Source organism: Variovorax sp. GW821-FHT06D12 (assembly GCF_059419205.1).
In genome coordinates, this window is sequence record NZ_JBWKRI010000003.1 from 361,067 (window position 1) to 382,577 (window position 21,511).

General features: G+C 69.3%; 21 protein-coding genes. 7 read left to right on the forward strand and 14 right to left on the reverse strand.

Annotation, left to right across the window (positions count from 1 at the left end):
* The first annotated feature begins 4 nt into the window (after positions 1-4).
* Positions 5-211: a YbdD/YjiX family protein gene (locus tag AC07SQ_RS12400; protein ID WP_062472123.1), complete on the forward strand. Its 207-nt coding sequence runs from the start codon at positions 5-7 to the stop codon at positions 209-211.
* Between the two features lie 56 nt (positions 212-267).
* Here the strand turns inward: AC07SQ_RS12400 and AC07SQ_RS12405 are convergent, their stop codons facing one another.
* Positions 268-1,152 carry a LysR substrate-binding domain-containing protein gene (locus AC07SQ_RS12405; RefSeq protein WP_095946697.1) on the reverse strand — a complete coding sequence of 295 codons (885 nt, stop codon included), beginning with the start codon at positions 1,150-1,152 and terminating at the stop codon, positions 268-270.
* Positions 1,153-1,222: 70 nt separating this feature from the next.
* Between AC07SQ_RS12405 and AC07SQ_RS12410 the strand changes: the two genes are divergently transcribed.
* From AC07SQ_RS12410 to AC07SQ_RS12420, 3 genes are all read left to right on the forward strand, one after another.
* Positions 1,223-2,275: a YeiH family protein gene (locus AC07SQ_RS12410; protein ID WP_495271046.1), complete on the forward strand. Its 1,053-nt coding sequence runs from the start codon at positions 1,223-1,225 to the stop codon at positions 2,273-2,275.
* Positions 2,276-2,390: 115 nt separating this feature from the next.
* The gene (locus tag AC07SQ_RS12415; RefSeq protein ID WP_062472119.1) at positions 2,391-2,810 is read left to right on the forward strand and encodes an SEL1-like repeat protein; all 420 of its coding nucleotides are present in this window, start codon (positions 2,391-2,393) and stop codon (positions 2,808-2,810) included.
* Positions 2,811-2,862: 52 nt separating this feature from the next.
* Complete coding sequence (locus tag AC07SQ_RS12420; RefSeq protein ID WP_495271045.1) at positions 2,863-3,357, forward strand: hypothetical protein; 495 nt, start codon at positions 2,863-2,865, stop codon at positions 3,355-3,357.
* Positions 3,358-3,377: 20 nt separating this feature from the next.
* Here the strand turns inward: AC07SQ_RS12420 and AC07SQ_RS12425 are convergent, their stop codons facing one another.
* Genes AC07SQ_RS12425 through AC07SQ_RS12435 form a run of 3 tightly spaced genes read right to left on the reverse strand, consistent with a single transcriptional unit; the run spans position 3,378 to position 5,783 of the window.
* Entirely contained in the window at positions 3,378-4,208 is an 831-nt protein-coding gene (locus AC07SQ_RS12425; RefSeq protein WP_495271044.1) for an urease accessory protein UreD, read from the reverse strand.
* 22 nt (positions 4,209-4,230) lie between these two features.
* Entirely contained in the window at positions 4,231-4,758 is a 528-nt protein-coding gene (locus AC07SQ_RS12430) for a nucleoside deaminase (protein ID WP_495271043.1), read from the reverse strand.
* Positions 4,755-5,783, reverse strand: a complete 1,029-nt coding sequence (locus AC07SQ_RS12435) for an ABC transporter substrate-binding protein (RefSeq protein ID WP_495271042.1) — start codon at positions 5,781-5,783, stop codon at positions 4,755-4,757. Before AC07SQ_RS12435 ends, AC07SQ_RS12430 begins: the two co-directional genes overlap by 4 nt.
* 350 nt (positions 5,784-6,133) lie before the next feature.
* Between AC07SQ_RS12435 and AC07SQ_RS12440 the strand changes: the two genes are divergently transcribed.
* A complete protein-coding gene (locus AC07SQ_RS12440; RefSeq protein ID WP_495271041.1) occupies positions 6,134-7,207 on the forward strand; it encodes an aromatic ring-hydroxylating dioxygenase subunit alpha in 1,074 nt (357 codons plus the stop codon).
* An 11-nt stretch (positions 7,208-7,218) separates the two neighbouring features.
* Here the strand turns inward: AC07SQ_RS12440 and AC07SQ_RS12445 are convergent, their stop codons facing one another.
* The 5 genes from AC07SQ_RS12445 to AC07SQ_RS12465 all read right to left on the reverse strand — a co-directional run bounded on the left by AC07SQ_RS12445 (position 7,219) and on the right by AC07SQ_RS12465 (position 12,628).
* Positions 7,219-8,718, reverse strand: a complete 1,500-nt coding sequence (locus AC07SQ_RS12445; RefSeq protein ID WP_495271040.1) for a carotenoid oxygenase family protein — start codon at positions 8,716-8,718, stop codon at positions 7,219-7,221.
* Between the two features lie 12 nt (positions 8,719-8,730).
* Positions 8,731-9,168 carry a DUF2141 domain-containing protein gene (locus tag AC07SQ_RS12450; RefSeq protein ID WP_495271039.1) on the reverse strand — a complete coding sequence of 146 codons (438 nt, stop codon included), beginning with the start codon at positions 9,166-9,168 and terminating at the stop codon, positions 8,731-8,733.
* Between the two features lie 145 nt (positions 9,169-9,313).
* The gene (locus AC07SQ_RS12455; protein WP_062472098.1) at positions 9,314-10,423 is read right to left on the reverse strand and encodes an AI-2E family transporter; all 1,110 of its coding nucleotides are present in this window, start codon (positions 10,421-10,423) and stop codon (positions 9,314-9,316) included.
* Positions 10,424-10,584: 161 nt separating this feature from the next.
* Complete coding sequence (locus tag AC07SQ_RS12460) at positions 10,585-11,292, reverse strand: GntR family transcriptional regulator (protein WP_062472095.1); 708 nt, start codon at positions 11,290-11,292, stop codon at positions 10,585-10,587.
* 4 nt (positions 11,293-11,296) lie between these two features.
* Positions 11,297-12,628: a C4-dicarboxylate transporter DctA gene (locus AC07SQ_RS12465; RefSeq protein WP_062472092.1), complete on the reverse strand. Its 1,332-nt coding sequence runs from the start codon at positions 12,626-12,628 to the stop codon at positions 11,297-11,299.
* A gap of 235 nt (positions 12,629-12,863) precedes the next feature.
* Here AC07SQ_RS12465 and AC07SQ_RS12470 point away from each other — a divergent pair, with 235 nt between their 5' ends.
* Positions 12,864-13,511 (forward strand): nucleoside/nucleotide kinase family protein, encoded by a 648-nt coding sequence (locus AC07SQ_RS12470; RefSeq protein WP_495271038.1) that lies wholly within the window; start codon positions 12,864-12,866, stop codon positions 13,509-13,511.
* A gap of 12 nt (positions 13,512-13,523) precedes the next feature.
* On the opposite strand, the gene AC07SQ_RS12475 is transcribed toward AC07SQ_RS12470, so the two are convergent.
* From AC07SQ_RS12475 to AC07SQ_RS12495, 5 genes are all read right to left on the reverse strand, one after another.
* The gene (locus AC07SQ_RS12475) at positions 13,524-14,426 is read right to left on the reverse strand and encodes a helix-turn-helix domain-containing protein (RefSeq protein WP_495271037.1); all 903 of its coding nucleotides are present in this window, start codon (positions 14,424-14,426) and stop codon (positions 13,524-13,526) included.
* A 41-nt stretch (positions 14,427-14,467) separates the two neighbouring features.
* Entirely contained in the window at positions 14,468-15,772 is a 1,305-nt protein-coding gene (locus tag AC07SQ_RS12480; RefSeq protein ID WP_495271036.1) for an ABC transporter substrate-binding protein, read from the reverse strand.
* A gap of 212 nt (positions 15,773-15,984) precedes the next feature.
* A complete protein-coding gene (locus tag AC07SQ_RS12485) occupies positions 15,985-17,196 on the reverse strand; it encodes a dihydrolipoamide acetyltransferase family protein (RefSeq protein ID WP_495271035.1) in 1,212 nt (403 codons plus the stop codon).
* Positions 17,197-18,210 (reverse strand): alpha-ketoacid dehydrogenase subunit beta, encoded by a 1,014-nt coding sequence (locus AC07SQ_RS12490; RefSeq protein WP_495271034.1) that lies wholly within the window; start codon positions 18,208-18,210, stop codon positions 17,197-17,199. It abuts the gene before it with no gap.
* Between the two features lie 5 nt (positions 18,211-18,215).
* A complete protein-coding gene (locus AC07SQ_RS12495; RefSeq protein ID WP_495271033.1) occupies positions 18,216-19,457 on the reverse strand; it encodes a 3-methyl-2-oxobutanoate dehydrogenase (2-methylpropanoyl-transferring) subunit alpha in 1,242 nt (413 codons plus the stop codon).
* A 207-nt stretch (positions 19,458-19,664) separates the two neighbouring features.
* Here AC07SQ_RS12495 and AC07SQ_RS12500 point away from each other — a divergent pair, with 207 nt between their 5' ends.
* Positions 19,665-21,455, forward strand: coding sequence for a SulP family inorganic anion transporter (locus AC07SQ_RS12500; RefSeq protein ID WP_495271032.1), 1,791 nt, complete (start codon positions 19,665-19,667; stop codon positions 21,453-21,455).
* Positions 21,456-21,511: the final 56 nt, after the last annotated feature.

Consider the following 21,511-nt stretch of genomic DNA (forward strand, 5'->3'; position numbering starts at 1 on the left):
CGCCATGGGCCTTGCCATGCCGGAAGCCGGGCGCTACATCGCCCGCTCGATCAAGCAGTCGCTGCGGCTCATGGTCGGGCTGCCCGACTACGACGTCTACCTGACGCACATGGCGGCCACCCACCCGGACCGGGCGCCGATGAGCTACGAAGAGTTCTTTCGCGAACGGCTCGAGGCGCGCTACGGCGCGGGCAAGGGCCGCTGCTGCTAGCGGCAGCCGGCTGACAACAACGACAAAGGGCGCACACGGTGCGCCCTTTTTTCATGTCACGAGGCGTCGAGGATCTGCGCCATCCGCAGCGCCGCCGGCGAGAGCGGCCGGTTCTTCAGCGCCAGCCGGTACAGCGGCCGCGACAGCACCGCGCCCGGCAGCTTCAGCTCGCGCAGCGTGCCCAGTGCGAGCATGTCGGCCACCACCACGCGCGGCAGCATCGAGATGCCGACCCCGCTGGCCACGGTGCGCGCAATGGCTTCGTTGCTCGCCATTTCCATCCACGGCGGCGCGTCGATGCCGTGCGCCGCGCACAGCGCCTCGGTGGCCTGGCGCGTGCCCGAGCCGGGCTCGCGCAGGATCCAGTTCTGCCGGCCCAGCAGCGCGGCCGTCACGCCGCGCCGGGGCAGCGCGGCATCGGGCGGCGCGACGATGGCGAGCGGGTCGGTGGTCCATTCACGCACCTCGACGCGCTCTTCGTCCACCCGGCCCTCGACCAGCGCGAGGTCGATGCGGCATTCGAGCAGCTGCTCGCACACCCACTGCGTGTTGCCGACCGTGACGCGCGGCACCACCGCTGGGTAGGCGGCGCAGAAGGCCGCGATCTGCGGCGGCAGCCAGTAGCTCGCCACCGTGGTGCTGGCGCCCAGCGTGAGGCTGCCGCGCTGCACGCCGACGCGCGCACGCACGTCGTCCAGCGCCGCGCGCTCCATCGCGAAGATGCCACGCGCATGCGTGAGCAGCGACGCGCCGGCCTCGGTGAGCCGAAAGCCCTTGCCCGCGCCGCGCTCGATGAGCGTCAGGTCGAGCTGGTGCTCCAGCTCGCGGATGCCCTTGGACACCGCCGGCTGGCTGATCCACAGGCCCTCGGCCGCGCGCGAGAAGCTGCCCGCCTCGGCCACGGCGACGAACAGGCGCACCAGGTGCAGGTTCAGGGTCATAACTTAACTTCATGCATCGGTGAAGTTTATGTCTTTGACTCATGAGGTGTCGATTCCTAAGCTCGGGTCCATGTCCTCCCTTGCCGCCTCCTTGCCCGGTTTCTCCTTCGTTCGCCGCTGCGGCCCCGGCGTCTTGCTGTCTGCACTGCTGGCGGCCGCCGCCGCGCTGCTGGCCGAATGGCCGCCGATGGTGCACCTGGGCCTGAGCGCGCTCACGCTGGCCATCGCGCTGGGCATGGTGGCGGGCAACACGGTGTTCCCCTCGGTGTCGCAGCGCGCCGGCGCGGGCGTGGACTTCGCGCGCAGCGCGTTGCTGCGCGCGGGCATCGTGCTCTACGGCTTTCGCATCTCGCTGAGCGACATCGGCGCCGTCGGCTGGCCCGGCGTGCTGATCGCGATGGCGATGGTGGCGCTGACCTTCGGCCTCGCCGTGCGCATCGGCACGCGCTGGCTGGGGCTCGACCGCGAGACGGCCGCGCTGATCGGCGCGGGCAGCGCCATCTGCGGCGCCGCCGCCGTGATGGCGACGCAGCCTGTGGTGCGCGGCGAAGAGCACAAGGTGTCGATCGCCGTCGCCACGGTGGTCGTGTTTGGCACGCTGTCGATGGTGGCGTACCCGCTGGTCTATCCGTACCTCGGCCTCACGGAACATGCCTTCGGTCTCTTCGCGGGCTCCACCATCCACGAGGTGGCGCAGGTGGTCGCGGTCGGCGAGGCCGTCGGCCCGGGCGCGGCCAACGCGGCGGTGGTCGAGAAGATGCTGCGCGTGATGATGCTGGCGCCGTTCCTCATGGGCCTGTCGTTCCGTGTGGCGGCCTCGACGCCGGGCACGGCGAGCCTGGGCGCGTGCTGGCGCCAGGTGCGCGTGCCATGGTTCGCGGTGCTGTTCATCGCCGTGAGCGCCGTGCATTCGCTCGACGTGCTGCCCCGCGCACTCGTCGCTGGGCTCGTGCAGCTCGACACACTGCTGCTGGCCACCGCCATGGCCGCGATGGGCCTGCGCACCAGCGCCGCGAGCCTGCGCAAGGCGGGGGCGCAACCGCTCAAGCTCGGGGCGCTGCTGTTCGTGTTCCTGACCGCCGGCGGCTATGCGGTGAACGCCGCCGTGCTGGCGATGTTCTGAACGAATTTCGCGCAGGGCTCAGGCGGCGCCTGAGGCGTCCTGCGTGAATTCCAGTTTCTCCTGCGCGCGCCTTCGCGGGACCATCGGTGCCACGCAACCCGTGGAGAAAAAACCGATGTCATCCGAACTCAACCAGATCGCCAGCTGGTCGCTGCGCTGGCGCATTGTCCTGTCAGGCGTGCTGTGCCTCGTCGCCGCCATCGCCGCGGCCAAGCCCTTCGACGCGAACGTCGACCTGCAGACCGAGCAGCGCTACCAGCTCGCCCTCGAAGCGCAGGCCGCACGCGACTACCGCACGATGCTCGAGCAACTGCGCCAGGCCGCCACCGAAGGCCACCCCGAGGCGCAGGAGATGCTGGGCATGGTGCTGCTGACGGGGCCCACGCTGTACGGTTCGGCCGTGAAGGCCGACCGCTGCGAGGCGCGCACGTGGATGCTGCGCGCCGCCGGGCAGGGCAGCGAAACGGCCCGGGTGCAGCTGGCGTTTCTCAACAGGCTGCGCAGCGCGCCGTCCGGAAAGATCGCCTGCGGTTGATGGCGGGGGCTGTGCGGCCATACTCGGCGCTCCTTCACGAGCGCGCCGTTGCATGCCCACTCCTTCTCTCGCGAACCGACGCATGCGCACCGTGTCCTGGATGCTGTCCGCGCTCGCGCTCGCCGGGTGCACGGCAACAGGCAACAAGCCCGACGCGACCGTCACCCGGACCGCCGACGGCTACGAGGTCACGCTCTACGCCACCCGGGGCCTGATGGTGCATGACCCTGTGTCGCTGATCTTCCACCGCAGCTACGAACTCGAATCCCGCATCCGGGTGCCGTCGATCGAAGGGCGCGTCGACGCAGCCGACGCCTCGGTGTACGAGGTGAGCGAATTCGACAAGGCGGCCGAGAAGAAGGCGCCTTCCACGCACTCTGTCGACCTCCGGCTGCGGGAGCACTACGAGAAGGAGCGCAGGCCGCGTCTCACGGGCGCGCTCGTTTTCTCGGGCAATACGCTGACGGTCGACGTGCAGGCAGTGGGGCAGGGCAGTTCGACCCCGTACCCGTTCAACGGCACCTACCGCCTGAAGACACGAAAGTAGCGGCGATTGCCGCCTGCTCCTCAGGTCGCCCAGATGCGCGGCGTGGCCGCCGGCAGTTGCCACAGCTCGCCGCGCCACGCCTGCCAGACCTGCCGCAGCAGCTGCATCGCGGGCTCGACCACCGGTGCGAGCACGCGCAGCACCACCACCTCCGCATGCGGGCTGGTCGCGCCCGCGCTCTCGTGCAGTTCGTGCACGTCGAGCAGCTCGCGCGCCTGCGCCAGCAGGGCTTCACGCCGTGCCTTGGCCATCGGCGAACCCGCCACGACGAACAGCGAGGCAAGGCAGCGGTGGCCGCCCAGGCCCAGCGGGCTTTGCAGCAGGCGGTGGTCGCTCGCGTCGATGCGCCCGCGCTCCAGCCACGCGCCGGGCGCTTCGATGTGCTGCAGGTAGGTGCCGCGTTCGAAGGGCTGGTTGGCGTTCGGAAGGCCGAGCGCGCACACGTCCCAGCCGATCATCTCGGCGCCCGGTGCGACTTCGAGCGTGAGCCGGTTCTCGGCCTGGCAGCCGCTGTAGCAGATGGCTTCGAGCGGCAGCCATTCGAGCCGTGCGCCCGGTGCGAGGCGGATGCGCGTGCGCTGCAGAGCGGTCTCGCCTTCGGAGCGGTAGAAGCGCGAAGCGCCGGGCGTGGTGATCAGGCCGTGGCTGCCGTCGGCGGCCTCGATGTCGATGTCGAGCGTGTCGCCGCCCACGAGGCCGCCCGGCGGATGCACCAGCACGTTGTGGCACACCGCATCGCCCTCGGGGTAGAGGCTCTGCAGGATGCGCAGCGGGCCGTCGTGGCGGAAACGGGCGACGCTGCGGTCGACTTCTTTTTGGTAGGCGAGGTGGAGACGGGCGTGCCAGGGCATGCGGGGAGTCTAGTGCGCCGGCTCAGGTCTTCCAGGCGCCGTCGTGCGCGGCAGCCGCTTCATCGATGAGCGCAGGCCCGATGCACTCGATCGGATGCGGCGAGGCACGGAACACGTCGCGGCACGACAGCTCCGCGTCGCGCTGGTCCTGCCGCTCGCCGCGGAACACGCGCAGCCGCTGCGCGTCGATGCCGAACACCACGCGGCCGATGTTCGACCAGAAGATCGCGCCCGCGCACATCACGCAGGGCTCGCCCGAGGCATAGAGCGTGGCGCCGGCCAGTTCCTCGCGCGTGAGGCCACGGCCAGCCAATGCGCGCAGCGCGTTCACTTCGGCGTGCGCGGTGCAGTCGCCGGTTTCGGCGTTGCTGTTCGCGGCCTCGGCCAGCACTTCGCCGGCGGCCGAGACGATGACCGAGCCGAAGGGCCGGTTGCCGCGCCGGCGTGCGGCATGCGACCACACGATGGCCTTGCGCAGGTAGCGGCCGTCGCGCTCGTCGAGCGTGGTTTCTTCGGGGAGGGTGGGAATGGAAGGGTCAGGAAGGTTCATGCCTTGGGTGCGGGAAGAAGGCGCTCGCTGCGCGCGGGCAGCATCGAGCTATTGAAGAGAGCGTCGGCCGAGGGCCGCGTCTTCAGGCCGAAGGTGTCGGCCACCTCGTCGACCTGCTGTTCGAGCGTGAGCTTGCGGATGTCGCCCAGCCCGTGGCCGCGCGTGTCCGCCGCGCCCACGTACTGGGCCGTGAGGCCCCAGCGTTCGAGTTCGACCTTCTCGTCCAGGATCGGTTCGCGCTGGCGCATGGCCGCGATGCTGGGCACGGGGTTGGCAAAGGTCTCGACGATGGCGCGGTTGGTCGCGCGCAAGAAAGCCGCCACCACCTTCGGGTTCTGCGCGATGAGGTTGCTGCTCGCCAGGATCGCGTTGCCGTACAGGTTGACGCCCGCGTCCGAATACTTGAGCACCGAGAGCTCGTCGGCCTTCATGCGCGCAAAGAGCGAGACGGCCGAGTCGTGGAAGTAGGTGGCGGCATCGACGTCGCCGCGCACCATCACGTTGTCGCGCGCGCTGAAGTCGGTGGTCTGCCACTGGAAGGCGTCGCCGCGCATGCCCTGTTTGCGCGCCACCATCGGCCAGGCGCGGCGCGTGGACTCGACGGCTGCGGCTGCCACTTTCTTGCCCGTGAGGCTCTTGAAGTCGGTCGTCACGCCGCGGTCCTTGCGCCCGATGATCACGAACGGTGCACGGTTGTAGTACTGGTACACGGCCTGCACCACCGGCGTGCCCGGGTTCTGTGCGTTGAACTCGACCAGCGAGCTGATGTCGCCCAGGCCCAGCTGGTACACGCCGCTGGCGATGCGGGTGATCGACGCGACCGAGCCGGCGCCGGTGTCGATCGTCACGTCCAGCCCTTCGTCGCGGTAGTAGCCCTTGGCCTGCGCCAGGAAGAAGGGCGCGGTCTGGCCGTTGATGCGGAAGTCGAGCGTGAACTTCAGCGGTGTGAGCTTGCCGCCCTGCGCGAACACGGCAGGGGCGGCGAGGGTGGCGGCAGCGGCGGCAAGAAAGGATCGGCGTTGCATGGTGGGGCCTCGGAGTCGGTGGTCTTGACGGATGCCTCCCACCGCAGGCGGGAGGCGCCTCAAGAGCAATTTCCGGGCGGGCGCACGGGGATGGTGCGTGCGCTGCTGAACGCTTCTACTCTTGCTCGCTGTCTTGCATGAGGCATGCCAGGGTGCGGCGCTCGGGCATGGCAGCGTGGGGGTTGGACGCGCGACAAGGGCGCGCCACAATCCGGGCGCGCTAATTGCAAGTCGATCGGCGCAGAGTAGAAGCGTTCAGCCTCGCGCATGCCTTTCATCAGGCATGCCGACGAAGCAGGAAATTGCTCTTTCACGTTCGTTCCCCCACGCAACAACGAAGGAGTTCGCCCATGCTCGTCACCCGACAACCCGTCTTCCGCAAGTTCTGGCATGCCGTCATGCCGCTCACCGAACTGGCCCACGGCCCCAAGCCTTTCCGGCTGCTGGGCGAAGACATCGTTCTGTTCCTCGACGCCGACGGCCAGCCGGCCGCGCTGCGCGACCGCTGCTGCCACCGCACCGCGAAGCTTTCGAAGGGCTGGTGCGTGGACGGCGAGGGCAAGGCCTGCGGGCAGGGCGCGATCCAGTGCGGCTACCACGGCTGGACCTACGACCGCAGCGGCCAGGTGGTGCGCATTCCGCAGTACGAGCCCGACCGCAAGATTTCTCCCGAGTACAAGACCACGGCCTACCCCTGCACCGCGCGCTACGGCTACGCCTGGGTGGCGCTGGAAGAACCCATCGCCGACATCCCGGCCATTCCCGAGTTCGACGACCCGGGCTATCGCACCATCTTCCAGTTCTACGAAGAGTGGCAGACCAGCCCGATGCGCGCGCTCGAAAATTCCTTCGACAACTCGCACTTCAGCTTCGTGCACCGCGCCACCTTCGGCGTGGCCGCAAGCCCGAAGCCCAGCAAGTACGAGCTGGTGGAAAACGAGTCGGGCTTTTACGCCGAAACGGTGATCGAAGCGACCAACCCGGTGAAGTTCCATGCGATCAGCGGCGTGACCGACGCGATCACCACGCGCCACATGCGCAACGCCTACTTCCTGCCGTTCGCGCGCCGCCTCGACATCGAGTACCCGAGCGGCATCCGCCACATCATCATCAACTGCTTCACGCCCATCGACGACGGGCGCATGCAGTTGTGCCAGTGGCTGTTCCGCAACGACACCGAGGCCGACTGCGCGGCGCAGATGCTGATCGACTTCGACGAGGAGATCACGCGCGAGGACAAGGACATCCTCGAATCGACCGACCCCGACGCGCTGGTCGACACGCGGCGGCGCGGCGTGGAGTACTCGATGGAGTCCGACCGGCCGGGCATGCTGATCCGCAAGCACCTGATGCAGCTGCTGGCCAGGTACGGCGAGGCGGAGGTGCACCGGGGCATGATGATCCCGATCGCGAAGGCCGCCTGAACGGGCGGCGCTCAGGCCTTCACGAAGGCGCCGTGCAACCCCAGCGGCAGCGCGTAAGGCAGCGTGGCCTGTGCCACCGGCCCGGCGGCCAGGTGGTCGGCGGCGAAGCACGACAGCACCGTCCGTTGCCGCCCGAAGTCCAGCGCCGTGCCCAGCACCCAGCCGGGCCTGGCGCCGTCGGGCACGAAGACGTGCTCTTCCACGATGGCCTGCGCGCCGTAGCTGAAGCGCTGGCTGCGTCCGCTCTCGATGTCGGTGCGCGCGACGGCGCCGAAGCCGGGCACGTCGGCGCGCGTCTGCGTGGCGTGCACGACCTGGCGGTGGCGCAGGCCGACGCGGCGCGGGTCGATGCGGGGGAACTCGGCTTCCAGCGGCAGTTCCCGCTGCGTGGCCTTGCCAGTGCCCAGGTCGAGCGTGGCGACGGTCAGGCGCGGTTCGTTGCGGCGCACGCGGCGCGCGCGCATCACCTCGCGGTTGCTGGTGAACACCGACTCGGCGTTCTGCGTGCGCACGTAGTCGATGTGGATGCGCGCACCGCGCGGCGTGTCTTCTTCCCACGCATTGCCGACGTGGAACAGGAAGCCGGCCGGCAGCTCCAGCAGCTGGCGCTTGTCCCAGTCCTGCTTGTCGACCACCAGCGCGCGCATGCCGAGTTCGGGCCGCCAGACGTGGGCGTCGAGAAAGCTCGCGCCGGCCTCCTTGCGCTTGCTGTCGTACACCAGCGGCGGCATGAGGAACACCAGGTGCCGCGCGGTCACGGCGAAGTCGTGGACCATGGGCAGCTCGGGCACCGGCACCACGGCCGCGCGGCGCAACGCGCCGCCGGGCGCGATCTCGTACAGCGCCAGCAGGCTCTGGCCCGAGCTCACGCCGAAGTTCCACACGGTGCCGTCCGGGTCGACCTTGGGGTGGGCCGAGAAGGGCATGCCCGCGAGGTCGGGGCGCCAGGTCTTCACGCCCAGCGTGTCGAGGGTGCGCGCGTCGATGCGCGTGGCCGAGCCGCCTTCCCACAGCGCCAGCACCTCGCCCTGCATCGGCAGCACGCTGGTGTTGGCGACGTTGATGGCGTCGGCCGAGGTGGGCGGCTCCACGCCCGGCGGCATGGTGCCGAAGGCTTCGGTGAGGTGGCGGCCGGCCTTCACCTCGGCCACGCGCTTGGGCGTGGCGACGTAGCGACCCTGGTGGCGCACGTCGGCCCCTTCGATGACGAAGCGGTGCACCATGCCGTCGCCGTCGAACCAGTGGTGGTAGCGCTCGCCGCCCAGGTCGTGGCCGGCCGGGCCGATGCGAAACAGCGTGCCGGCGACGGCGTCGGGGAAGCGCCCGCGCACGGTGGCGCGGGTCAGGGGCAGGTCGCCCGGGGGCGTGGCGAAGCCGATCTTCCAGGGTGCGTCGGCGGCTTCGAACTGGGCTTGCCAGTCGTCGGTGGTGCCGGCCGCGCGTGCGAGCGGGGCGAGCAGGGGCAGGGCGCCGGCCGTGGCCAGCAGGCGCAGGAGTTCGCGTCGTTCCATGGCCGTGTCTCCTCAGCGCAGGTGGATGACGGCCTGCGCGTCGGCGTCGATGCGCAGCGCCGCGGCCTCGAAGTCGGGCGCGCCGCGGTTGCCCTTGGCGTCGTTCGAGAAGCCGTAGCGTTCGATCGGCATGCCTACGAGGTTGGTGTCCAGCTTGCCGTTGCCGTTCTCGTCGGCGAACACGCGCAGCGCGTAGCGGCCCGGCGCCAGGTCGGTGAAGACGAAGCGGGCCTTGCCTTCGCGCAGGGGTGCGGTCTGCGAGGCGACGGCCTTGCTCTCGGCGTAGCTGGCGGCGTCGTTGTACAGCGCGACGTAGAGCGTGGCGCCGGCGGCCGGGCCGTCGGCGATGCGCAGGTTCAGGTCGGCAGCCAGGGCGCCGAGCGGGGTGAGCGCAGCGGCGGCGATCAGGCCGCGCGTGGCGGGGCGGGAGAGGAAGGCGGGAAGGTGCATGGCAGGCCTCGTGGTGAGTGGAGGGCCCGACGATCCCGCAGTCGCCGGGCGGTGCCCAGCGTCATGCGACGGAATGCGTGATTGCGCGCGCGAAATGCGCGCAGAAGGAGCGAACGCCGCGGCCCGGGAAGGGCCACGACCGGTGTCAGGCCTTGTCCTGCCCGTCCTTCGGAGCCTGCGCGGCCTCTTCGACCGCGTGCCCCGTGCCCACATGGCCCGAGTCCGCAAAGAGGCTCCAGGCCGCCATGAACAGCGCCGCGATCACCGGCCCGATCACGAAGCCGTTGATGCCGAAGATCGCCATGCCGCCGATGGTCGACATCAGCACGATGTAGTCGGGCATCTGCGTGTCCTTGCCCACCAGCACGGGGCGCAGGATGTTGTCGACCAGGCCGATCACGAACACGCCGATGAAGATCAGCACGCCGCCTTGCCAGAAGTGCCCGGTGGCCAGGTAGTAGATGGCCACCGGCCCCCAGATCAGCGCCGCGCCCACGGCCGGCAGCAGCGACAGGAAGGCCATCAGCACCGCCCACAGCAGCGCGCCCTGCACGCCCAGGAACCAGAAGGCCAGCCCGCCGATGGTGCCCTGCGCGATGGCCACGGCCACGTTGCCCTTCACGGTGGCGCGGATCACGGTGGTGAACTTGTTCAGCAGGTAGTGCGTGTGCGGCTTGGCCAGCGGCAGCGCGTCGCGCATGGTCTTCGACAGCGAAGTGCCGTCGCGCACCAGGAAGTACAGCAGGTACAGCATCACGAAGAAGCTCACCACGAAGTCGAAGGTGTTCTGCCCGATGGCCAGCGCCTGGCTGGCGATGAGCTGGCTGGCCTGGCCCGCGATGGCCGAGACGCGCGCCTGCCAGGCCGCCATGTCGCCCAGGTTGAAGCGCTCCACGATGTTCAGCAGCCACTGCGGCGTGGCGTTCAGGATCTGCTGGAAGTAGGCTGCGAAGTTGATCTGGCCCGAGCGGATGCTCTGCGTGATCAGCGCGATCTCCTGCACCAGCGACACGCCCACCATCGCCAGCGGCAGGATCACGATGAACAGGCAGATCGCCAGCGTGGACATCGCGGCCACGTTGCGCCGGCCCGGCATCTTCTTGAGCAGCCACTTGAACAGCGGCGTGAACAGGATCGCCAGCGCCACCCCCCAGAGCACCGCGCCGAAGAACGGCATCAGCACCCACAGAAAGGCGACGGTGACGGCGGCAAGCAGGGCGAGGAAGACGCCGCGCTGGAGTTGGGGAGAGTTCATAAGTGTCTCGGACTGTAGCCGAGCCGGAACCCGCCGCCGTGTCAGCCGGCGCGCCCTTGTGCGGCGCAACAGGGTTGCCAAGGAAAAACGCCGCAGGCGCAGAACCGGCGGCGGGTGTCAGCTATGCAATCGATAGCTGATCGTGGCACAAATGCACAGCTTCAACGCCTGGCCGCGCGCGGCAGCGCCACCGGCGCCAGCGTGGCGCGCAGGCGGCTCGGCGCATCGGGCTCGGCGGTGGCGTCGACCTCCAGCGCCCGTTCGACATTGCCGATGTGGTCGAGCATGAGCTGGCGCGCCTGCTCGATGTTGCCGGCCTCGAGCGCCGCGACGATGGCGCCGTGCTCCGCGCACGACTGCCCGGCCTCGTGCTTCGACTGGTAGAGCGTGGCCGCCAGCGTGGTGCGCGCCGTGAGGTCGCGCAGCACGTCGACCAATAACTGGTGGCCCATCTGCTCGGCCAGGCAGACATGGAAGTCGGCCAGCAGGAAGGCGCGCGTGGCGGCGTCGGCGCCTTCGATGGCGCGCTGCTCGTCGGCGATGTGGTCGCGCAGCTTGCGGATCACCTGGCCCAGCGGCCGGCCTTCGCTCGCGGCCAGGATGCCGGCCTCGACGATGCGGCGCGCCGAGAAGGCGTCGCGCGCCTCCTCGGCCGAGGGCTCCACCACGTACCAGCCGCGGCGCGACTGCACCTCGACGAAACCGCGCGCCTGCAGCTGCATCAGCGCCTCGCGCACCATCGTGCGGCTGACCGAGAAGTTCTCGGCCAGCGCCTGCTCGCCGAGCCGGTCGCCGGGCGCGAGCTTCTGCGCGAGGATGGCCTCGACGACGCGTTCGGCGATGGCGGTGGGGCTGACGTCGGCGGGCATTTTTTCAGTGGGCGGTGGAAGCGGCGGTGCCGGTGTTTACCACGGGCGCCTCGGCCAGCGGTTCGTCGTCGGGCGAATAGGTGCCGTCGAGCACGGCATGGGCACGTTCACGGTCGATGTCGCCTTCCCACGCGGCGATCGCCACGGTGGCCACGCAGTTGCCGATCAGGTTGCCCAGCGCGCGGGCGATGCCCATGAACCAGTCGACCGACAGCACCAGCACCAGGCCGATGGCGGGAATCGCCGGAATCGCATGCAGCGTGGCGGCCAGCACCACGATCGCCGAGCCCGGCACGCCGTGCGCGCCCTTGGAGGTGACCAGTGCGATCGCCAGGATGGTCAGCAGGTCGGCCATCGAGATCGGCGTGTTGGTGGCCTGCGCAATGAACACCGCCGCCAGCGTGATGTAGATCGAGAACGCGTCCAGGTTGAACGAGTAGCCCGTGGGAATCACCAGGCCCACCGTCGAATCGCGGATGCCCATGCGGCGCAGCTTGGCCATGATCTGCGGCAGCACGCTGTCCGACGAGGTGGTGGCGAACACGATGGCCAGCTCTTCGCGCAGGTAGCGCAGCAGCTTCCACAGGCTGAAGCCCGACATGCGCATCACCAGCCCCAGCACCACGAACACGAAGACCAGCACCGCGCCGTAGAAGAGAGCGACCAGCATGCCCAGCTGCTTGAGCGAGCCGATGCCGTACTTGCCGACCGTGAAGGCAATGGCGCCCAGCACGCCCAGCGGCGCCAGCTTGATGATGATCCCCATGATCTTGAACAGCACCAGCGAGAGCGCATCGACCACGGCCGCCACCGGCGCGCCGCGATCGCCCAGCAGCGACAGCGCGCAGCCGAACAGCACCGCGAACAGCAGCACCTGCAGCACGTCGCCCGTGGCGAAGGCGGCCACCACCGTGGTGGGAATGAGCTTCATCAGGAACTCGACCGTGCCGCCGCTGGTGAGCTTGTCGGCGTTGGAGGCGTAGGCGCTCATGGCGCTGGCGTCCAGCGCCTTGGGGTCGACGTTCATGCCCACGCCCGGCTCGAACACGAAGGCCAGCACCAGGCCCATCGCCAGCGCGATGGTGGTCAGCACCTCGAAGTAGATCAGCGCCTTCACGCCGACCCGGCCCACGCGCTTGAGGTCGCCCGCGCCGGCGATGCCATGCACCACCACGCAGAAAACCAGCACGGGAATGATCATCTTGATCAGCTTGATGAAGCCGTCACCCAGCGGCTTGAGCTTGGCGGCGAACTCGGGCGCAAAGAGGCCGACGAGCACGCCGATCACCAGTGCGATGACCACCTGTCCGAAGAGCGATTTGGCAAAGCGAGGCATGGAAATCTCCTGTCGTTGTCGTGTCGAGGTTTTGCATGCAAGGATCGCTTTTTCTTGCATACAAGAACTGTAGGCAAGAAGATTGCAGGGGGTTCAGAGGGTATTCCCGGGGCGTTCCGGCTGCCTGCGGGGGCTCGGGCGTGAACCTTCCAGCTTTGAAGCGCCGTGCGCCATGTGCAAAGAACGAAGGCGCCATCGGCAAACTCCGGGGAGGCGCGGGCGATACGCTGCAGCCATGAATGCCATGCCGCAGCCCTTCTTTCTTCCTTCAGATTCAGTCGCACGCCTGCATGCCCTGATGGCCGGCGGCCAGCGTAAGCTGCTGGGGCTGGTCGGTGCGCCCGGCGCAGGCAAGTCCACGCTCGCGATGGCGTTGCACCAGGCGGCTGGCGCCGACTGCGCGCAGGTCGTGCCGATGGACGGATTTCACCTCGCCAACGTCGAGTTGCAACGGCTCGGCCGTGCCAACCGAAAGGGCGCGCCCGATACCTTCGACAGCGCCGGCTACGTCGCCCTGCTGCAGCGGCTGCGCAATCAGCGCCCCGACGGCGACACCGTCTACGCCCCCGAGTTCCGCCGCGAGATCGAGGAGCCGATCGCCGGCGCCATTGCGGTGCTGCCGTCGACGCCCCTCGTCATCACCGAAGGCAACTACCTCCTGCACGACGCCGGCCCGTGGGCGGGGGCGGGGGCGATGCTCGACGAAGTCTGGTACGTGGACATCGACGACGCGGTGCGCGAGGAACGCCTGGTCGCGCGCCATCGGCAGTTCGGCCGCGATGCCGAGGCCGCGCGCGACTGGGTGGCCAGCACCGATGCACCGAACGCACGGCTGATCGCGGCAACGAAGGCGCGCGCTCACCACGTGTTCACATGGCCTTGAGCCCCGCAGCCCTCAGCGAGGGTCCGCAAACGCCTTGCGAAACGCGGAAGGCGTCATTCCCTTCACCGCAAGGAAGCGGCGGTTGAAGTTGGCAACGTTGTTGAACCCGACGTCCTGACAGATCGCGGCGATCGGATCGCGCGCATGCGCCAGCAGCTGGCACGCCCTGGACACGCGCAGCTGGATCAGGAAGTCCGTGAACGTGTTGCCCGTGCGCCGATGAAAGAGACGCGAGAAGTGGCTCTTGCTCATGCCGAAGTGCCGAGCCACCCGCGGCATCGAGAGGTCTTCGGCATAGCGGTCGTTCATGAAGCCGATGATCGCGTCGATCTGCGCCATCGAGTTGGCGTCCTCCGCCGCATCGGTCCAGGGGTTGGAGAGCAGCCGGTAGTCCTTCCACTCGCCGAGCACGCAGAGGAACTCGAGGAAGACCGAGAACCTCGATATGCCCTGGCTGGCGCGGATGCGGCCGAAGTAGTCGCCGGCGAGCGCCGACATGTCGAAGAATTCGATGCCGCGTGCAGACCGGTCCAGAAGGGGCAGCACGTCCTTGAGTTCCGAGATCGATTCGGACGCCCGGTCCAGCGGCCCCCGGTCGAAGACGATGCAGTGATCGCGCAGTGCCACGCCGCCGGCGGGTGCGTTCGTCGAGATCCAGTTGTGAGGAAGCCTCGGGCCGGTGATCACGAGGTTGCCCGGCTCGAAGGTGCCGATGTAGTCCCCCACGAACATCTTTCCGCAGGTGGACACGACCAGGTGGATCTCGTAGTCGTCGTGGTAGTGCCACCGGATGAGCGGCGAGGGCGTGCCGTGGCTCACGCAGCGCACGAGCCTGTCGAGATCGGACGAGGGGCTGTAGCCGAGCTCTGCGTTGCGGCACAGCGGATCTTCCCTGGACGGGTGAGACTTCTCCATGCGCTTTCCGGTCGCCCGTTGCATTGGCTTCAAAGCGCCGGCTACTTGTAGTAGCCGGCCTTCTTCATCTCTCGCTCGGCGATGCTCTGCGAGGTCTTCAGCGCCTGGTCGACCGTGACCTTGCCCGACAGCGCCGCGCTCATCTGCTGGCCCACGCCGGTGCCGATGGCCTGGAACTCGGGAATGGCCGCGTACTGCACGCCGACGTACGGCGACTTGGGCAAGGTGCTGTCGCTGAGGTTGGCGCTGTCGATGGCCTTCTTCTCGGCGGCGGCGAACCTGGCGACCTTCTGGAACTCGGGGTTCGCGTAGGTCGACTTGCGCGTGCCGGTGGGCACGGAGGCCCAGCCGTTCTCCTTGGCCACGAGGTTGACGTACTCCTTGGAGGTCGCCCACTTCACGAAGGTCTGCGCGGCGGCGCCCTTGGTCGAGCTGGCGGGAATGGCGAGGTTCCAGGTCCACAGCCAGTTCGCGCCCTTCGGTGTGACCGCCACCGGGGCCTGCGCGAAGGCCACCTTGTCGGCCACCTTCGACTGCTTGGGGTCGCTGATGAACGAGGCCGCGATGGTCGCGTCCACCCACATGCCGCACTTGCCTTCGTTGAAGAGCGCCAGGTTCTCGTTGAAGCTGTTGGCCGAGGCGCCCGGCGGGCCGTAGGCCTTCATCAGGTCGACGTAGAAGCCGATCGCGTCCTTCCAGGGCTTGGTGTCGATCTGCGGCTTCCACTGCATGTCGAACCACTGGCCGCCATGTGTGTTCACGAGGGTGGTGATCGGGCCCATGTTGTCGCCCCAGCCCGGCTTGCCGCGCAGGCACATGCCGTACAGGCCGCCCTTGGGGTCATGGATCTTGCCGGCCAGCTCCTTCACCTGCGCCCAGGTGGGCTGCTCGGGCATCTTGAAGCCGACCTTGTCGGCCAGGTCCTTGCGGTACATGAGCATCGAGCTCTCGCCGTAGAAGGGCGCGGCGTACAGCTTGCCTTCGTGCGACAGGCCGGCGCGGATGGCGGGCAGCAGGTCGTCGGCGTCGTAGGCGGCATCGGTGGCGATGGGCTGCAGCCAGCCCTTCTTCGACCAGATCGGCGCCTCGTACAGGCCGATGGTCATCACGTCGAACTGGCCGCCCTTGGTGGCGATGTCGGTGGTCACGCGCTGGCGCAGCGTGCCTTCCTCGAGCGTGACCCACTTGAGCTTGATGTCGGGGTTGGCCTTTTCAAAGAAGGGCGTGAGCTTCTGCATCTCGATCATGTGGCCGTTGTTGACGGTCGCGATGACCAGTTCGGTGGCCGAGACGGAAAAAGCGAACGCCGAGCCGGCCAAGCCTGCAAGCAGTTTCGTATAGGTCATGAGGTGTCTCCCATCGGGTTTGAAATCGGCGATTCCGATCTCCCCCAAGGATCGCGAGGATGGTCCGATTCCTGTAACGCGTCGACTTGCCCGAATTGATACTTCGGTGCTTTTTGGTCTAGCGATTTTCCCTAGCGGGCCGGGCGGGCCGATGAGGCCGACGCACTGCGCAGACGCCGGTTCATGCCGCATGCGGTGCACATGGCCGACAGCTACTCGATGAAAAGCAGCGCCGGGCACTCGAGCGACGCCCGCACGGCCTGCACGAATTCGGCCGCCAGCTGGCCGTCGACCACGCGGTGGTCGAAGGAGGAGGACAGGTTCATCATGCGGCGCGCAACCACCGCGCCGCCCAGCATCACCGGGCGCTGCACGATGCGGTTGACGCCGACGATCGCCACCTCGGGCGCATTGATGATCGGCGTGGAGGCGATGCCGCCCAGCGCGCCCAGGCTGGTGACGGTGAGGGTCGAGCCGCTCAGCTCGTCGCGCGTGGCCCGGCCCGCGCGCGCGGCGTCGGCCAGCCGGGCGATCTCGGTCGCGCTCGACCAGAGGTCGCGCGCCTCCGCATGGCGCAGCACCGGCACCATGAGGCCGGCCGCCGTCTGGGTGGCGATGCCGACGTGCACCGCGCCGTGGCGCGTGAGCACGCCCGCCTCGTCGTCGAAGCGGGCGTTGATCTGCGGGAAGCGCGGCACCGCCAGCACCACCGCGCGCACCAGCAGCGGCAGCAGCGTCAGGTGCGCCCGCTCGCCGCCCCAGCGTTCGTTGATGCGGGCGCGCAGCAGCTCCAGCTCGGTCACGTCGACCTCCTCGACGTAGGTGAAGTGCGGAATGCGGCGCATCGCGTCCTGCATGCGCTGCGCGATGCGGCGGCGCACGCCGGTCACGGGCACGGCCTCCTCGTCGTGGCGCTCGGCGTAGCGCGCGGCATCCGGCGCCGGCGGACCGGACCGGCGCAGCAGCCAGGCGTCGAGGTCCTCGTGCAGGATGCGGCCGTCCGCGCTGCTGCCCGGCACCTGCCGCAGATCGATGCCGAGGACCGCCGCCCGATGGCGCACCGCGGGTGAGGCCAGCGGCTTGTCGCCCGAGGGGCGCGCGCGTTCGGCCGGTGCCGGTGCAGGCACCGCTGCAGGCGCTGCCGCCGATACGACCGGCGCCTTCTCCCGCGCCTCCCCGCCGTCCGCTACATCGATCCGGATCAGCTCCGCGCCCACCGCGATTTGCTGCCCCACCTCGCCGCCGAGCGCGACCACCCGGCCGGCGACCGGCGAGGGAATCTCGACGGTGGCCTTGTCGGTCATCACGTCGGCCAGCACCTGGTCTTCGGCCACCGTGTCGCCGGGCTGCACGCGCCACGCCACCAGCTCCACCTCGGCAATGCCTTCGCCCAGGTCCGGCACCTTGATCGTGAGCGTGCCCATTCAGTTCTCCATGGCGCGACGCAAGGCCGCACCGACGCGCGCCGGGCCGGGGAAGTAGGCCCACTCCTGCGCATGCGGGTAGGGCGTGTCCCAGCCGGCCACGCGCCCGATCGGCGCTTCCAGGTGGTGGAAGCAATGCTCCTGCACCAGCGCCGTCAGCTCGGAGCCGAAGCCGCTGGTGCGCGTGGCCTCGTGCACGATCACGCAGCGGCCGGTCTTCTTCACCGAGGCGACCAGCGTCTGCAGGTCCAGCGGCCACAGGCTGCGCAGGTCGATGATCTCGGCGTCGATGCCGGTCTCGCGCGCGGCCGCTTCGCAGACGAAGACCATGGTGCCGTAGCTGATCACCGTCAGGTCGGCGCCGGGGCGGAACACGGTGGCCGACTCCAGCGGCACCGTGTAGTAGCCCTCGGGCACCTCGCCCAGCGGATGCGCCGACCAGGGCACCAGCGGCCGGTCGTGGTGGCCGTCGAAGGGGCCGTTGTACAGCCGCTTGGGCTCCAGGAAGATGACCGGGTCGTCGTTCTCGATCGAGGCGATCAGCAGGCCCTTGGCATCGCGCGGATTGGAGGGCATCACCGTGCGCAGCCCGCAGACGTGCGTGAACAGCGCCTCCGGGCTCTGGCTGTGCGTCTGGCCGCCGTAGATGCCGCCGCCGCAGGGCATGCGGATGGTGATCGGCGCGGTGAAATCGCCCGCCGAGCGGTAGCGCAGGCGCGCCGCCTCGGACACGATCTGGTCGTAGGCCGGATAGACGTAGTCGGCGAACTGCACTTCCACCACCGGGCGCAGGCCGTAGGCGCCCATGCCGATGGCCGAGCCGACGATGCCGCCCTCGTTGATCGGCGCATCGAACACGCGCGAGCGGCCGTACTTGGCCTGCAGGCCTTCGGTGCAGCGGAACACGCCGCCGAAGTAGCCCACGTCCTGGCCGTAGACGATCACGTTGTCGTCGCGCTCCAGCATCACGTCCATGGCGGAGCGCAGGGCCTGGATCATGGTCATCGAGGCCATGGCCGTCACCCCTCGGACGCCAGCTGTTCGCGCTGGCGCTTCAGGTGCTCGGGCATGTCCTTGTAGACGTCCTCGAACAGGGCGGCGTCGCCGGCGACGTGGCCGTCGGCCATGGAACCGAAGCGCTCGGCCTCCTTCACCGCGGTGTTCACCTGCGCCTGCATGTCGGCCTGCGTCTGCGCGTGCTCCTGCTGCGACCAGGCGCCGATCGCCGTCAGGTGCTGCGCCAGGCGCGCGATCGGGTCGCCCAGCGGGAAATGCGCCCAGTCGTCGGCCGGGCGGTAGCGCGACGGGTCGTCCGAGGTCGAATGCGCGCCGGCGCGGTAGGTGACCCACTCGATCAGCGTCGGCCCCAGGTTGCTGCGGGCGCGCTCGGCCGCCCAGCGCGAGGCCGCCAGCACCGCGAGGAAGTCGTTGCCGTCGACGCGCAGCGAGGCGATGCCGCAGCCCACGCCGCGCGCCGCGAAGGTGGTCGCCTCGCCGCCGGCGATGGCCTGGAAGGTGGAGATCGCCCACTGGTTGTTGACCACGTTCAGGATCACCGGCGCGCGGTAGACGTGCGCGAAGGTCAGCGCCGTGTGGAAGTCGGACTCGGCGGTGGCGCCGTCGCCGATCCAGCCCGAGGCGATGCGCGTGTCGCCCTTGATCGCCGAGGCCATGCCCCAGCCCACCGCCTGGATGAACTGCGTGGCCAGGTTGCCCGAGATCGAGAAGAAGCCGGCCCGCTTCATCGAATAGCACACCGGCAGCTGACGCCCCTTGAGCGGGTCGCGCTCGTTGGACATCAGCTCGCAGGTCAGCTCCAGTAGCGTCACGTCGTCGCGCGCCAGCAGCAGGCCCTGCTGGCGGTAGGTGGGAAAGCACATGTCGCCCTGCTGCAGCACCAGCGCGTGGCCGGTGGCGATGGCCTCTTCGCCCAGGCACTGCATGTAGAAGGAGATCTTCTTCTGCCGCTGCGCGATCAGCATGCGGGCGTCGAAGGCGCGTGTTTTCATCATCGCGCGCAGGCCGCGGCGCAGCAGCTCGGGGTCGGCCGGCGGCGCCCACGGGCCGACGGCGCGGCCTTCGTCGTCGAGCACGCGCACCAGCGTGTAGGCCAGGTCGCTGGTGTCGGCCGGCGATGCGTCGACCGGGGGTTTTCGCACCTCGCCGGCGCGCGACAGGTGCAGGTAGGAGAAATCGGTCTCGTGCCCCGGCCGCCCGGTGGGCTCCGGTACATGCAGACGAAGAGATGTGCCTGGGCTCATCGCGTTGTCTCCGCGCTCGATGGCATCGCGCGCCACCACAGCCTAGCGAATTTCGGGCGCGGGCGCAGCCGGTCAAGTGCGTGTTTCGCAGGCGACCGGGGCGCAGGGGCGGGGAGGGGCGCGCGGCCCGCGCCGGCACCCGTGTCTTCCCCCTTGCCTTTCCCGGCGCGCCTCTGCACTGTCCGTCCACCCTGTGGCCCGCGGCGCATGAACGACCTGGAACCTCCACCTCCTCTTTCCGAACCCGGCCGCGGTGCGCCGCGGGCGAAGGCCGCCGATGCGGCCGGGTGGCGCCGCTGGCTGCCGGGACTGCGCACGCTGCGCGGGTACGAACTGGCCTGGCTGCGGCACGACATCGTGGCCGGGCTGGTGCTGACCACGATGCTGGTGCCCGTCGGCATCGCCTACGCACAGGCGTCGGGCGTCCCGGGCATCCACGGCCTCTACGCGACCATCGTGGCGTTGCTCGCGTACGCCGTGTTCGGCCCCAGCCGGATCCTGGTGCTGGGCCCGGATTCCTCGCTGGCGGCCCTCATCCTGGCCGTCGTCCTTCCGCTGTCGGGCGGCGACCCGCAGCGCGCCATCGCCCTGGCGGGCCTGATGGCGATCGTGTCGGGCGCGGTGTGCATCCTCGCGGGCGTTGCGCGCCTGGGCTTCGTCACCGAGCTTCTTTCCAAGCCGATCCGCTACGGCTACATGAACGGCATCGCGTTGACCGTGCTGATCAGCCAGCTGCCCAGGCTCCTGGGTTTTTCGGTCGAGGGCGACGCACCGCTGGCGACCCTGAAGGCCATCGCCGTGTCGGTGATGGAGGGCAAGACCCACGCGACCACGCTCATGGTCGGCGCGGGCACCCTGGCCGTCATCCTGCTGCTCAAGGGCCGCCGGCGTGTGCCGGGCATCCTGATCGCCGTGGTGGGCGCGACCGTGGCCGTCGGCGTGCTGGGCCTGGCGACACGCGAGGGGGTGCCGGTGCTCGGCGCCCTCCCGCAGGGCCTGCCGGCATTCGGCATCCCGTGGGTCACGGCCGCCGACATCGGCCCCGTGCTGATCGGCGGCTGTGCCGTCGCGCTCGTCTCGTTCGCCGACACCAGCGTGCTCTCCCGTGTCTATGCGGCGCGCACCCGCACCCACGTCGACCCGAACCAGGAGATGGTGGCGCTGGGCGCCGCCAACCTGGCGGCCGGATTTTTCCAGGGCTTTGCCGTCAGCAGCAGTTCGTCGCGCACCCCCGTGGCCGAGGCCGCGGGCGCCAGGACGCAGCTGACCGGCGTCGTCGGCGCACTGGCCGTTGCCCTGCTGCTGGTGGCGGCGCCCGACCTGCTGAAGAACCTGCCCACCAGCGCACTGGCCGCGGTCGTGATCGCATCGGCCATCGGCCTGATCGAGATTGCCGACCTGCGGCGGATCTACCGCATCCAGCGCTGGGAGTTCTGGTTGTCGATCGCCTGCACGGTCGGCGTGGTCGTGCTGGGCGCCGTCGAGGGCATCGGCCTGGCCATCGTGATCGCGGTCATCGAATTCCTGTGGGATGCCTGGCGCCCCTATTCCGCGGTGCTGGGGCGCGCTGATGGCGTCAAGGGCTACCACGACATCACGCGCTATCCCGATGCGCGCCTCATTCCGGGCCTGGTCTTGTTTCGCTGGGATGCGCCGCTGTTCTTCGCCAATGCCGAGCTGTTCCGCGACCGGGTGGGCGACGCCATCGCGTCGTCGCCCGTGCCGGTGCGGTGGCTGGTCGTTGCGGCGGAGCCCGTCACCAGCGTGGACGTGACCTCCGCCGACATGCTGGCCGAGCTGGTCGACAGCTTGCGCGACGCCGGCATCCAGCTGTGCTTCGCCGAGATGAAGGACCCCGTCAAGGACAAGCTGAAGCGCTTCGGGCTCTTCGCGCGGCTGGGCGAAGCCGCGTTCTTTCCGACCGTCGGTGCCGCCGTCAGCGGGTACCTCAAGACCCATCCGGTGGAGTGGGTCGACTGGGAAGACGAGGGGCGCTGAGCCCTTGCGGCCCGCGGCATGCGCCTCCCATGGATGGGGGAGGCGACGTTTCGAGG